12 protein-coding genes and 2 pseudogenes are annotated in these 13,057 nt (G+C 66.0%); 7 read left to right on the forward strand and 7 right to left on the reverse strand.

What is annotated here, in order from left to right; genetic code table 11:
* Positions 1 to 2 precede the first annotated feature (2 nt).
* The 5 genes and pseudogenes from WMF28_RS06950 to WMF28_RS06970 form a co-directional block, all read left to right on the forward strand.
* A complete protein-coding gene (locus tag WMF28_RS06950; protein WP_437601291.1) occupies positions 3 to 860 on the forward strand; it encodes a hypothetical protein in 858 nt (285 codons plus the stop codon).
* 675 nt (positions 861 to 1,535) lie between these two features.
* A complete protein-coding gene (locus WMF28_RS06955; RefSeq protein ID WP_437601292.1) occupies positions 1,536 to 1,844 on the forward strand; it encodes a hypothetical protein in 309 nt (102 codons plus the stop codon).
* Positions 1,816 to 1,893: pseudogene (locus tag WMF28_RS06960) on the forward strand (hypothetical protein); the annotation flags it as partial. The gene WMF28_RS06955 and the pseudogene WMF28_RS06960, both read left to right, overlap by 29 nt.
* A 238-nt stretch (positions 1,894 to 2,131) precedes the next feature.
* The gene (locus tag WMF28_RS06965; RefSeq protein WP_437604221.1) at positions 2,132 to 3,067 is read left to right on the forward strand and encodes a transposase; all 936 of its coding nucleotides are present in this window, start codon (positions 2,132 to 2,134) and stop codon (positions 3,065 to 3,067) included.
* Positions 3,068 to 3,323: 256 nt separating this feature from the next.
* Positions 3,324 to 3,962, forward strand: a pseudogene (locus WMF28_RS06970) (reverse transcriptase family protein); the annotation flags it as partial.
* Positions 3,963 to 4,024: 62 nt separating this feature from the next.
* Here the strand turns inward: WMF28_RS06970 and WMF28_RS06975 are convergent.
* From WMF28_RS06975 to WMF28_RS06985, 3 genes are all read right to left on the reverse strand, one after another.
* On the reverse strand, positions 4,025 to 4,474 hold the full coding sequence (locus WMF28_RS06975) for a hypothetical protein (RefSeq protein ID WP_437337173.1): 450 nt from the start codon (positions 4,472 to 4,474) through the stop codon (positions 4,025 to 4,027).
* Positions 4,475 to 4,813: 339 nt separating this feature from the next.
* On the reverse strand, positions 4,814 to 5,992 hold the full coding sequence (locus WMF28_RS06980) for a PAS domain-containing protein (protein ID WP_437601293.1): 1,179 nt from the start codon (positions 5,990 to 5,992) through the stop codon (positions 4,814 to 4,816).
* Between the two features lie 226 nt (positions 5,993 to 6,218).
* A complete protein-coding gene (locus WMF28_RS06985; protein ID WP_437601295.1) occupies positions 6,219 to 6,737 on the reverse strand; it encodes a hypothetical protein in 519 nt (172 codons plus the stop codon).
* Between the two features lies 1 nt (position 6,738).
* On the opposite strand from WMF28_RS06985, the gene WMF28_RS06990 reads away from it, so the two are divergent.
* Together WMF28_RS06990 and WMF28_RS06995 are read left to right on the forward strand one after the other, a co-directional pair.
* Positions 6,739 to 7,329 (forward strand): transposase, encoded by a 591-nt coding sequence (locus tag WMF28_RS06990; RefSeq protein WP_437601297.1) that lies wholly within the window; start codon positions 6,739 to 6,741, stop codon positions 7,327 to 7,329.
* A gap of 837 nt (positions 7,330 to 8,166) precedes the next feature.
* Positions 8,167 to 9,189: a poly(ethylene terephthalate) hydrolase family protein gene (locus WMF28_RS06995; RefSeq protein ID WP_437601298.1), complete on the forward strand. Its 1,023-nt coding sequence runs from the start codon at positions 8,167 to 8,169 to the stop codon at positions 9,187 to 9,189.
* A 25-nt stretch (positions 9,190 to 9,214) separates the two neighbouring features.
* Here WMF28_RS06995 and WMF28_RS07000 read toward each other — a convergent pair whose 3' ends face one another.
* The 4 genes from WMF28_RS07000 to WMF28_RS07015 form a co-directional block, all read right to left on the reverse strand.
* Positions 9,215 to 9,724, reverse strand: a complete 510-nt coding sequence (locus WMF28_RS07000; protein ID WP_437601299.1) for a glycoside hydrolase family 30 beta sandwich domain-containing protein — start codon at positions 9,722 to 9,724, stop codon at positions 9,215 to 9,217.
* 737 nt (positions 9,725 to 10,461) lie between these two features.
* On the reverse strand, positions 10,462 to 11,733 hold the full coding sequence (gene tnpC / locus WMF28_RS07005) for an IS66 family transposase (RefSeq protein WP_437601300.1): 1,272 nt from the start codon (positions 11,731 to 11,733) through the stop codon (positions 10,462 to 10,464).
* The gene (gene tnpA / locus WMF28_RS07010) at positions 11,727 to 12,065 is read right to left on the reverse strand and encodes an IS66 family insertion sequence element accessory protein TnpA (RefSeq protein ID WP_437601301.1); all 339 of its coding nucleotides are present in this window, start codon (positions 12,063 to 12,065) and stop codon (positions 11,727 to 11,729) included. Before tnpA ends, tnpC begins: the two co-directional genes overlap by 7 nt.
* 121 nt (positions 12,066 to 12,186) lie before the next feature.
* Positions 12,187 to 12,744 (reverse strand): dihydrofolate reductase family protein, encoded by a 558-nt coding sequence (locus WMF28_RS07015; protein ID WP_437601302.1) that lies wholly within the window; start codon positions 12,742 to 12,744, stop codon positions 12,187 to 12,189.
* Between the last annotated feature and the right edge of the window lie 313 nt (positions 12,745 to 13,057).

The raw sequence follows: 13,057 nt of genomic DNA on the forward strand, positions 1-13,057 counted from the left end.
AAATGTATTCAAAAGAAAATCAGGTCGACTCGCGGGCACTGAAGTCACTATTGAAATTCGATCCGTTCAGCAGTGGCCGCTACGAAGCGGAATCGTCCGGCGGCCTTAGCGATGACGAATACAAACACGCCGTGCAAAGCGGCCTGTTGTTTTCGCCGAACTTGATCACCTGCGACCATGGCAGCGCTGTCAAAAGACTGCTGCTGGCCAAAAAGCAGTGCCGTGATCGGAAGTTTTATACCGACCTGTTTATCGCCGGATTGGCCAGCGGGAGACTGGATTATCGGGCCGGTTTGCCGGCGTATGCCATAGCGTTGAACTTTCCCGACCACAAATTCGAACCCTTGAATGGGGGGGCATACTGTCGTGTCTGTGGTCTTCAGAAAGAGGGCAACAGTTTGGCGCGGACCGACCGCAATTTCGATCGGTTTGCGGCGGGTGGTGTCATAGGGTCAAGTCCATTGGATATCGCCTTCTATCTCGAATGTCATCATTTGCTTTTCCCAGTGAGGCCTGATGATAAAAGCCTGAAGGTTACGAAGGCGATATTGGATATCCTGAGAGAAACGCCGCCAGAAGAGACCGCAAAAAAACAGGTAGTGAAGAGCGTCCGAAAAATTCCCGACTTCAAAGCCAGCGTCGAGCAGGTGCAATTGGTGTTGGAGACGCTCGGATATTGCAGTGTGCTGGGAACGCCCGAGCATAAAGGTTATCTGCATGAGTTTGTGAATCTGGGGTACGCACCCAGGTCTTCGCCGAGAACGGACTGGCGCTATCCCGTCGACTTGTGGCGCGGTGAATTCGGTTTGGATAATGATGCGGTTGATTACTGGTTTTCATCCTATCCGCTCCTTGACTAATACCTTGGCTGTTTGTTCACCCCGAGAGGGTTCTCTGCCAAGCCGGATTAAAATGTTGGCCTGACCGAGTGCGGATGTCGATCGCGGGTGGTGCCCCACAGAATTATCGACCCGCTCATAAATATCACGACGATTGAATACAACGAACATTTGCCGCCCCGGAGAAAGCTATTGCTTGGCTCTAGCAATATCCTTTTGCCGCTAATAAAAATAAGCGATGTAAAAATCAGTTTCGTGTTTTTGCAAACGTCGGCCATTGCGGTTTCCAAGGAATCTTACATGGTCTGTAGCCGATGAATTCACGCGAGAGTTGGGGCCGTCTTTTATCTGACGCCAATTATTTTTCGGAGTGGCGAGTGTCAAAAAAATTCGACCCTCTGTATGGGCGTGGATATCCATATAATGGTGACTTGCCTTCAACCTGGAACACGGAAATAAACTCGCTCGATGCATCTAACGAAAACCCACCTGCCGAGCGAAGCCATATGTCCAGAAAATTTTCGGCTGGAATTTGCGGAGTGTCGCACAAGTGAGTGTCCCATACCTTTCTAGTCCCGCCGCCGCGGGTATAATGCCCCGCCAAACCTAGCTCGCTCCGTCTTTATAATACGCACGGCGCATGTATATGGCGCGTATCCCATCTTTGCTTCGCCATCCAACACCAGGGAGCATCTCGTGGCTTTCGATTTCGACTTCGCCAGTCTTATATTTTCGCAAGAAACCCGTCGTTTACGTATCGAGACCAATCTCGATGATGGCCACCTATTGTTGCGCCGCCTTCACTGTGTGGAAGGGGTCTCCCAATTGTTCCGCCTCGATCTGGACCTGCTCTCCCCCAACGGGGAGATCAAGCCACAGGACATAGTGGGAGATAAGGTCGGGGTCATCGTTCAGCCGGATAATGAGCCTAAGCGTTTTTTTTTATGGTTATGTGAAAAGCTTTCAATACGCGGGACTGGAGAAACGCGGGCTCTATGCCTATAAGGCAGAGCTGGTACCTTGGTTTTGGTTTCTCAGCAAACGCACCAATTGTCGCGTCTTCCAGAACCAAACCGTTCAGGAAATTATCGAGTCCATTTTGGCGAACTGGGGTTTGCGGATTATATTTTTGCCGGCGCAGGCTCGCCCAGGACGGGGCGTTGTTCGGGGTGCTGACCCGCATCTTCGTCGAGAGCGTGGAGCGGTTCTACGAAGAGCGCGCCGCGCGCCGAGGCGCGTGCGGCGCGGTCAAGAGCGGCGCGGTGACCGCCGTGCAACGCACGTCCGGCGACATGCGGCTCAATCCGCATCTGCACGTGGTCTTCCTCGACGGGGCTTATCACGAAGACGGCACCGAGCTCGTGTGGAACGAACTCGGTCACCTGCGAACGCGCGAGGTCGGTCAGGTCATAGAGCACGCCGTCGGGCGGATGCTCCGTTACCTTCGGCGGCACGGGCATCTCGAGATCGAGCACGACGTCGAGGAGGACGGCGAGCCCGAGGCAGCGCTCTGTGCCTCCGCCGTCTCGGGACGAGAGTCGCCCGCCGGCCCGCAATGGCTCCGCGGGCTCTCGCCGTCTTCTCCGAGCGCGCTCGCGTACGACAAGCCGCTGTGCGCTGCGCTCGATGGCTTCACCTTGCACGCAGCGACGCGCGCCGGTGCGCACCATGCCGCGGCGAGGGAGGCGCTGCTGCGTTACGTGCTGCGACCCCCGATCGCAAAGGAGCGCGTCGAGCCGCAGCAGGACGGCCTGGTGCGGCTGTCGCTCAAGCGCGCCTTCGCTGACGGGACTGTCGCGGTGGACATGGATCCGCTCTCGCTCTTGTGCCGCCTCGCGGCCAGCGTCCCGCCGCCGCGCTTTCACACCGTCAAGTACGCGGGGGTGCTCGCCTCGGCAAGTCCATGGCGCAAGCGCATCGGACCGCGCCCTGCGAAGCCACAAGAGCCTACGAGGGCGGACGAAGACGCCGCTTCGAAACGCAAGCGTGGCGGCTATCGGCCGTGGGCCGAGCTCTTGCGCCGCACATTTGCGATCGACGTCCTCGAGTGCCCAACTTGCAAGGGGCGGATGAAGCGCGTCGCCATGGTGACCGAGCCAAGGAACATCGCCCGCTTCCTCTCCGCGCTCGGCGAGCCGACCGACGTCCCAGCACGCTCTCCCAACCGAGGGCCGCCGTACTGGAAGAGCACCGTTCTGCGCCGCAAGGCGCCCGGTGACGCCGCATAGCGTCTCGCGACGCGCCTCCCGGGCCAGACCAACGCCCGGACGGACACGTGTGCCCACGGCACGCCGATGCGCCCCGTAGCGCGCTCGGCGCCGCCCGGACCACGCTCTTTCGGCCCAGGACCGAGCCATCACGACGCTCGCGGCCCCACCCTTTCGGTTTACTGCGCTACACTTCTTCGCGCTGCGATCCGGCTTCTTTTACCTACGCGCGCTACACTTCTTCGCGCTGCGATCCGGCTTCTTTTACCTACGCGCCGCGCTGCTCGCGACGGAGGCGCCGCGCGAGGTCGTGCAGTTCCGCGGGCAGACGCTCCACGTGGCGACCGGCCCGCGCGTGCTCCCGCAGGGCGCGCCCACCTCTCCTGCGATCACGAACGCGATCTGCCTGCGGCTCGATCGGCGCGTGTCCGGGCTCGCGCGCAAGCTGGGGTTCCGCTACACGCGGTATGCGGACGATCTCACCTTCTCCTTCCGCGCGCCCGATGCGCCAGATGCGCCCGGGCTCGCCGGCGCCGCGCGGCCGCGCGCGCCGGTGGGCGCGCTGCTCCGGGGCGTCCGGGAGATCTTGAGCGCGGAGGGCTTCCGGCTGCACCCGGGCAAGACCGTGGTGATGCGCAAGGGCAGCCGCCAGAAGGTGACGGGCCTCGTCGTCAACGGCGCGGGCGAGGCGGCCCCCGCGGCGCGGGTCCCGCGCGAGCGGGTGCGCGCGCTGCGCGCGGCGATCCGCAACCGGGAGCTGGGGAGGCCCGGGAAGGGGGAGACGCTCGCGCAGCTCAAGGGGCTCGCGGCGTTCGTGTACATGACCGATCCGGTGCGGGGGCGCGCGTTCCTCGGGCGCATCGAGGCGCTCGAGCGGAATCCGCCGGCGCCGGCCGATGGGGAATCCGGGCGGTAGGCGGGCCAGGCAGCCTGTTCAGAGCGCCGCGCGGGCGGTAGCCAGAGCAGGCAGCGAGAGGGTTACTGTCGCTCCATCCTGAGCAGCGTGACGTCCCCCGCGTCCCTGGCGATCGCTGTCCCCCGCTGCCCCTGCGCCGTCAGCACCCAGTCGAAGACGCTGACGCCGCCGGACGAGTCGACCGTGGTGAAGGTGCCCGTGCCGTCCTGGTCCAGCGTCCATGTACCGGTAAAGGTATCGGAGAAGTACGCACCCTCGAGGTTCCCCGATTCCGTGGCGGTGAGCGTCCCATTGCGGTGGAATGTAATGGTCCCATTCGCCACGAAATTGCCCTGCCCGACGATGGTGCCGGAGGCGTCCCAGCCGAAGCGGCCCTGAAAACCGCCGCCCCTGCGCTCGGACGCCGCAGGCTCCTTCGCGTGCGCGATCCCGGCGCCGCGCTGCTCCACGTCGAGGAAGCACGCGCCAGTCAGCAGACCAACGATCGCCAGCCTTACCAATGACTTTTTCATGTTGCACCTCCACTCCCGGCTTTCGCGGAGCGGGTATGTTCGAGATGGTCCGATGAGGGGCACAGGCCCCCTCGATCCGAGCGCTTGCGTCTTCGCGCCTGCGGCGTGCCCAGATGGGTCATGACCCGAGGGACGCCGCGAGCATCGAGCACCCAAGTCTCGGTATCTGATCGAGGCTACGGGCTAGCGGGCTCAGCTGTCAACACCGAGGGCACGCTCACGACGAAACCTGCTCGAATGTCGGAGCCCGAACAAATCTGCGCGCCTCTACGCTCCCCGCGGACGCGCCAAAAGGAGCGCGAAGCGCCGACGGGGGCGCGCCGCGCCGACCTCGCGGCCTCAGCTCCGGGTCGAGAAGAGGCGGATCGCGTCCTTCGGGGTGCGCATCGTGACCATGCTCGAGAGATCGATGCCCAGCGAGGTCATCGTCTGCGCGACCGCGGGCTGTATCCCCGTGATCGCGGCGCGCGCGCCGAGCAGGCCTATCGCGCGGACGATGCCGACGAGCCGGTCGGCGGTGCGCGTATCCATCGCCTCGAGCGCCGAGAGATCGATCACCACGCTGCGCACGTGCCGCGTCGCGATTGCGTCGAGCAAGCGCTCGGTGAGCATGGCCGTCCGCTCTTCATCCATGGCGCCGATGAGCGGCACGCCGACGATGCCGTCGGCGACCTCCAGGATGGGCGCGGAGAGCGCGAGGATTTGCCGGTGCTGCGCCTGGATGACGGCGAGCCTCCGGTCGAGCTCGGCGGCGAGCGCCGATTTCTCGTCCGCCTCGCGCCGGGCCGCCGCGGCCATTGTCTGCAGCTCGCGCGCCGAGCGCTGGAGCGCCTCCTGGGCGCGCTGGCGCTCGGAGACATCCACGCTGAAGCAGGCGACCTGCACCTCGCCGCTCCTGCGGACGATCGGCTTCTTGACGGTCTCGTACCAGTGCACCTCGCCGTTCGGCCGCGTCTCCTTCTCCTCGATGACCGCCGGCTGCCGCGTGTCGATGACCTGCCGGTCGACGCTGGCGAACCCTGCCGCCTCCTCCGCGCTCGCGGTGAGCTCGTGCTGGGACGCGTGGACGACCTGCTCCGGGGTCATGCCGTAGCAGTCCGCGAGCGCGCGGTTCGCCATGACGAAACGGCTGCGCCGGTCCTTGATGAACATGAGGCTGGGCGCGAGGTCGATGAAGGTACGCAGGAGCTCCACCTCCTCGGCGAGCTCCTCCTCGCGGCGGCGCGGCGCCGCCCCGTCCTGCGCGCGCGCGTGCACGAAGACGAGCGGCTCTCCCTCGGCCCTCGCGCAGCGCAGGAACGTCCAGCGCTGCGGGCCCGATCCATTCCCCGGCCCCGCGTCGATCTCCATCCGGCGCTGCGCCCCTCCGAGCACCGCGCGCGCGGCCTCCTCGGCCTGCGGCGCGAGGACCGGCGCCGCCCCGAAGGCGTGGCGCCATGCCGCGTTGACCTCTCGCAGCTGCAGGGTCGCGTCGAGCACCGCGAGCGGCTCAGGAAAAGCGTCCAAGTCTGCGCGCATGCGCACCTCCGTGGCGGCCGGTGCGACGCTGCAGACGCACCGTGTCGACAGCGACGACGATGCCTGTACGGCGCGCGGTTGTCTACGGCGTCCGCCGGTGTGATGTCGTGAGCACAGGCCCGTCCCGGGCGCTTTATCCATTCAATATAGGAGCGTGTTCGTCCGCTCCGCAACGAGGGTGTCCGGGTCGCTCGCCAGCTGTGAAGCCGGGCTCGGACCTGAAGGCCTAAAGATGGTTGGGCGGCTCACTCACCTTCAGGGGGAGCCGCGCCGCCGGATCGCCGAGCAGCACGTAGCCGCGCAGATCGTTGCGGAGCATGAATGCGCGGCTGCGGTGGGTGGGCTCGACCGGGGAGGGCCGGTTCCATGCGCGCGCGTCCTCTTCGGCCTGATAGCCGGCGATCAGCTCGTCGTTGACCTCGCGGTACGAGCGCATCAGCGCGTCGAGCGCCACGCCGGCGCGGCTGCCGCGGGCGGTCGACTGGAGGCTGCCGAAGATCCGGGAGGCGCGGCTCTGCGCCGCCCGGGCCGGGTCGACGAAGCTGTAGGTCCAGGCGAGACACGGGCATCTCGAGATCGAGCACGACGTCGAGGAGGACGGCGAGCCCGAGGCAGCGCTCTGTGCCTCCGCCGTCTCGGGACGAGAGTCGCCCGCCGGCCCGCAATGGCTCCGCGGGCTCTCGCCGTCTTCTCCGAGCGCGCTCGCGTACGACAAGCCGCTGTGCGCTGCGCTCGATGGCTTCACCTTGCACGCAGCGACGCGCGCCGGTGCGCACCATGCCGCGGCGAGGGAGGCGCTGCTGCGTTACGTGCTGCGACCCCCGATCGCAAAGGAGCGCGTCGAGCCGCAGCAGGACGGCCTGGTGCGGCTGTCGCTCAAGCGCGCCTTCGCTGACGGGACTGTCGCGGTGGACATGGATCCGCTCTCGCTCTTGTGCCGCCTCGCGGCCAGCGTCCCGCCGCCGCGCTTTTACACCGTCAAGTACGCGGGGGTGCTCGCCTCGGCAAGTCCATGGCGCAAGCGCATCGGACCGCGCCCTGCGAAGCCACAAGAGCCTACGAGGGCGGACGAAGACGCCGCTTCGAAACGCAAGCGTGGCGGCTATCGGCCGTGGGCCGAGCTCTTGCACCGCACATTTGCGATCGACGTCCTCGAGTGCCCAACTTGCAAGGGGCGGATGAAGCGCGTCGCCATGGTGACCGAGCCAAGGAACATCGCCCGCTTCCTCTCCGCGCTCGGCGAGCCGACCGACGTCCCAGCACGCTCTCCCAACCGAGGGCCGCCGTACTGGAAGAGCACCGTTCTGCGCCGCAAGGCGCCCGGTGACGCCGCATAGCGTCTCGCGACGCGCCTCCCGGGCCAGACCAACGCCTGGACGGACACGTGTGCCCACGGCACGCCGATGCGCCCCGTAGCGCGCTCGGCGCCGCCCCGGACCACGCTCTTTCGGCCCAGGACCGAGCCATCACGACGCTCGCGGCCCCACCCTTCCGGTTTGCTGCGATACACTTCTTCGCGCTGCGATCCGGCTTCTTTTACCTACGCGCCGGTCTGTTCGCCGAGCCGCTGGAGTGCCGCGCGCGGTACCCGGCGGACCCCGCGTGACGAAACTGAAAGGGGAGGGACGCTGCTCGACGACGTGGCCGGGGGGAGGTCTGCCCTGAGGTGCGTGCGCCGGCCATCACGACGCGCCGCGAACCGCGACGGCGGCCGTTTGGACGAGCTCAGTAGTGTACAGCTATACGGTAGGATGCCTTCCGCTTGGTGCCAGTAGTGTACAGCTATACGGTAGGATGCCTTCCGCTTGGTGCGACGTCGCGGTAATCGCAGGCGTTTCACGAGTGGAAGGCCTGCCTGATCGCATAAGGCCCGTTCTGTCAATGAGCTCGTACAGTCGGACTGCACGAGCCAGGAACGGCTCCGAGAATCTTGACTTTGCGGAACGCGTTTGCTTGTCCTATCCGCCAAAGCGCTTGACGACGCTGAGCGGCTGGGCGAGGACAGAGTCACCATGAGGCGTTGGCTACTGGCTTTGGGCGTGTGCGTTTCCACCGCGGCGTGTGGTAACGGATCGAATGGGGACGCTGCCGCGAGCGGGGGCGCGGTTGGCACGGACAGCGGTGGGACGGGCAGCGGGGGCACGGCCTCCGGTGGTGCGACGGGCTCTGGGGGAATGGCCGAAAGCGGCGGCGCATCCAGCGGCGGCGCATCCAGTGGTGGGGCTGGCGGCTCGAGTGGGGCCACGGGTGGCGCGGCTTCGGGCGGGCAACCGGGCAGCGGCGGCCAAGGAAATGCCGGAAGCGGCGGCACGACCGGTAGCGGCGGCTCGGTCAGTAGCTGCGTCGGCGACCCGTTCCCCACGGCCGATCCTACCAAGACGGGCCCCTTCTCGGTCACCGCAGACAAGAACGTCGGCCCCCTCGCCGGCGTCGTTCCCGATCCGATCTATGGGGACGAGCAACAGCGCTTCAACGTGTACCGCCCGAGCAATATCGCAACCAGCGGCCACTGCCATCCGATCCTGATCTGGGCCAATGGCTACCGGGACAATCCGGAGCAGAAGCCGCCGAAATGCGTCGTCAACGCCGGCAGCAATCAGTGGTGCGGACAATACGGACCGATCGTCAACCATCTCGCGTCCCACGGTTTCGTCGTGGTGGCTTCTCTCAGCACCGCGACCGCCGAAGGCGATCCTTTTCCCACGACCGCGGGCCTCGATTGGATCTTGGAACAAGCCGAGGATGCGAGCAGCCCGTACTATCACGCCCTCGACACCACGAAGATCGGCCAGCTTGGCCATTCCTATGGGGGCATGTCGACTTGCAAGACGGCCTCCGATCCCCGTTTCTCGGCCCTCGGCACGATTTGCGGCACCAGTGCCCTCGAGGGAGTGCACACCCCCATGTTGTTCTTCTGCGGGGGGAACGACTCCACGGTGAAATGCAGCGGGGTCCACGATGTCTTCAAGACGGTCACCGATCAGCCCGCGTTTTTCCTCAACGAGCTCAACGCGGATCACGGTAGCTGGGTCTATCAGGGCGCAAATGGCGTGTCCCTGTCGTCGGCCGCGGCCTGGTTCCGCGTTCATCTGATGGATGACACAGCGAACAGGAACTTCTTCTACGGCGACAACTGCAAGTTCTGCACCGATGGCCGCGTGCAAGCAGAGCAGAACGCCCTGATGAAGGTCCCCTGAGCGACGGGGCCGATCTGGCTAGGCTTCACTGACTCACGAACGTCTTCACGCTCATGGCTTCGAGGGCCATCGGGAGCGTGGCGTCCGTTACGGTGACGGGAGTTCCTTCGGCCCAGTTCTTCGAAGCGGCGGTCACGAAGGGGACCATCGCGCTTGGCGCGGTGCCGCCTGCGAAGGCGAGGGGAACGGTCTGGGCGGAGGTTGTCTCGTTGATGGCGACGACGACGACTTTGCCGCTGTCGTTTGTGTAGGCGCTGACGAGGACCTTTTCCGGGAAGACGCCGGTGACGGCGACGCGGTGGTAGCCGGGGCGAATGTAGCGGGTGAAGTTTCCGAACGTGTAGTAGCGCTTGGTGGTGACGCTGCCTGACTGCTGAATCAAGCCTTCGTTCGTGGTGTTGCCCGAGTACCACCACCAGAGCCAGGCGTTGGCTTCGCCGACCACGAGCGCGCTGTGCACCCAACGGGCGATGGCCACGCCGTTCTCGATGGTGTTGCTCGGTCCCTGTTCCGGCCACCACTTCACGCCGGACATCTCGGTCTGCCAGACTTCCTTGTCGCCCCGAGGCGGGACATCGTCCGGCCAGGGGTAGGCGACCTGAGTGTCATATTGGTGGGTCCCGAGGATGTCGAAGGCGGCCCACGCGTCCGGGTCGGCAGCGAGCGCGTGCCCATAGTCGTACCCGCCAAAGTCCCTTGCTGAAATTTATCAGGTCACACGCAGGGCACACAAAAAGCAGAAGACACGACTCTCGCCGTGTCTTCTTGGTTTGGTGGAGGCGCCGGGAATCGAAACGCCTGCCGAGGGTGGGGATCCGCAGGGATCGCGTGTGTTTCCGCATGAGTCGGGAGCGGCAAGCGTGCCGACGACGGCGGCTAAGTGCGCGAAGCCTCGTGAGCCGGACGAATCGCGGACGAAACCGGCGGACCCGCGGACGGTGCTCCTCCGTCAGCTGGCGGACGGCATGAGGGCGGCGCTCGCGGCGGGCGACGTCGAGGCGGCGCGCATCGCCCACGAGACGATCGGGCGGCTACTCGGCGCGCCAGGGGCCGACACGGCCGGCGTCATCGACCTCGCCGCCGAGCGCAGCCGGCGCGTAACCGCCCACCCATCGCCATGGGGGCGACCCCTTGCGGCTCTCACCGGGGTCGACGATGCTGGGCGCGGGGCGGCGCCTGCCGATGGTCCGGGCAGACGCGAGCGGACACGAGAGGGCCGGCGAGGGGCTCTCCCCCCGGGACCCCCGGCGGCGAAGATTGAGGTTCGCGTCTTCAGGACGTGTCGGCGTCGTCAGCGACCGGAGCCGCGAGCGACGCTCGCGCCCATGCGTCGGGCAGCAGCTCGTCCAGGCGTTCGCGCGGCCAGCCCGCCTGCAGCTTGCCGAGCACCTCCGTCGCCCAGGCGAGCGGGTTGACTCCGTGCATCCGGCACGAGCCAAATACGGTGTAGCCGACGGCGAGGCGTTCAGCTCCCTTGTTCGAGCCCGCGAACAAGTAGTTCTTCCTTCCGAGCGCCACACATCTTATCCGCCGTTCGACTTCACCGTTGTCGATCTCGAAGCGCCCATCCGTGAAGCAGCGCCGCCACGCTGCCTCCTGGTTGATGGCGTACAGCGTCGCGACGTATAGCGGCGTACTTGGCACGAGCCGCAGGTGCAGCTCGTGAATCCACTCATAGAGCTTCTCGAGCACGGGGAGCGACAGCTCCTGCCGGCGCGTCAGGCGTGCCTCCGCGGACAGCGCCTCAGCTTTGCAGGCAGCTTCGATGCGGTAGATGGCCTTGAAGTACGCAAGCGCTACAGCGGCTCGCTCGTCGCCGCCCTTCGCCGCCTTCTCGAACTTCGCGCGGATGTGCATTCCACAGCCGAGCCGGCGCTCCTCGGGCACGATCACCTCGCCACCGTCGTCTCCGCGCAACATCGCGCCGTACCCTGCGTACCCATCGCCCTGCAGGTAGCCTGTGAAGCCCTGCAGCTGAGCAGCCGGATGCTTCGCCCTCCAGTCCGGTGCGTACAGGAACGCGACGAGCTCCGCCCCGACGAAGGCCCAGATGTGCCCTCGCTTCACCCCCGCTGGATGATTCTGATCCAGCACGCGCATCCCGGTGTCATCGGCGCGCAGGTAGCATGCGCCCAGCACACGCTCCTGGATCCTCTTGGCCACCGAGGCAAGCACATCGAGCGCGAACGCCGACCACTCACCCAGCGTCGACGGCGACAGCGACACGCCGAAGCGAGCGTACTGCTGCGCCTGCCGGTAGAGCGGCATCGCGTCCTCGAACTTCTCGACGATGATGCTCGCGAGCAGCCCCGGCCCCGGGCGACCCCGATCCATCACCTTTGCCACGATCACATAGCCGGTGCGGTCCCAAAATAGGACTCGCACCTGGTCGCCTCGCCGATTCCTGAACACGAACAGATGCCCACAGAGTGGATCGGTTCCGAAGCACTGAGCGACCAGCACCGACAGGCCATCAAAGCTCTTGCGCAGGTCGGTAGGCTCCGCCGCAACGTAGACGCGCACCGACGGCGGCTGCGTCAGCACGGCACCTCCTCGGCAGCGAGCGCCAGCACCCGCTCGAGCGTGGCCGGGTCGAAGCCCGGCCGAACGCGGACCACCCGGCCGTTGGGCAGCGCGAGCTCGATCGGCTCCGCCGCGACCGGCGATGCGTCGGTCACCACGTGCACGGGCAGGAAGCGCGGCGTCTCCGTCAGCGACAACGGCACCGGCTGCGCGGGCCCGTCAGCCCGAAGCTTCCAGCGCCAAAAGGACTGCTGCTTGGGCTTGTAGCCCTCGCGGCGCGCGAACTTCTCGGCACTCAGCCCGCTCCGCTCCCATCGACCCACCCGCTCGGCCCACTCCACTCTCGTCGCCATCGCTTCCTCCTTCGTCGCGATGGGAACAGGTAACCGACGCCGCGCGGACGGTCACGATGCCCTTGGCCGGGGGCTTACGACGCGCTGGCCCGCGAGCTGGGCGCGATGGGGCTCCTCTGCGTCAGCGCGCGCGCCGGTAGTGCATCGCCACCGCGCCGCAGCGGAGCGGCTTGGCCGAGACCAGCTCGAGCCGCCGCGTGGCGGGCAGCCCGCTCTGGTACAGGGTCGGGCCGCGGCCGGCGAGCTTGGGGTGGACGAGGAACTTGTACTCGTCGATGAGATCCAGCCGATCCAGCTCGGTCGCGAGCTTGCCGCTGCCGAGGAGCACGCCGGCCGGGGTCGCGTCCTTGAGCTTCTGCACGCCCATGCGCAGATCGCCGGCGATGTGGTGGCTGTTGGTCCACGGGAAGTCCTTGCGCGTGGACGACACCACGTACTTCGGCTTGGTCTCCAGCTTGAGCGCCCACTCGCGCATCGCCGGAGGCGCCTCCTCGTCGCCGCGGGCGACCGCCGGCCAGTAGCTCTCCATCATCTCGTAGGTGACGCGGCCCCACAGCATCGCGCCGCTCTCGTCCATGAGGCGGGTGAAGAAGGCGTGCGTCTCGTCGTCGGCGATCCCCTCCTGGTGGTCGACGCAGCCGTCCAGGGTGACGTTGATGGTGAAGGTCAGCAGTCCCATGCGGCGAGTCTCCTTCGGAACGAGGCATCGGTCAATGTTCTGGTATTGCAATGCGCACCGCGAGGCTCCCGGCTTTGTCATCCCGCAAGACTCTCGAGTCCCTGTAGTCGCAAAGCACAGGCCCAATGAGACGTTCTGGCAAGATGTGCAGCTGCAGGGATTCCTGAGTCCCCCCTACGATAGGTGGGACGTTTTCGGGCGTTGGTCTGGCCCGGGAGGCGCGTCGCGAGACGCTATGCGGCGTCACCGGGCGCCTTGCGGCGCACAACGGTGCTCTTCCAGTACGGCGGCCGCCGCGTGGACGCTGGGAGAG

Origin of the sequence: Sorangium sp. So ce590, from assembly GCF_051521365.1 — a bacterium.
Lineage (GTDB): Bacteria > Myxococcota_A > Polyangia > Polyangiales > Polyangiaceae > Sorangium.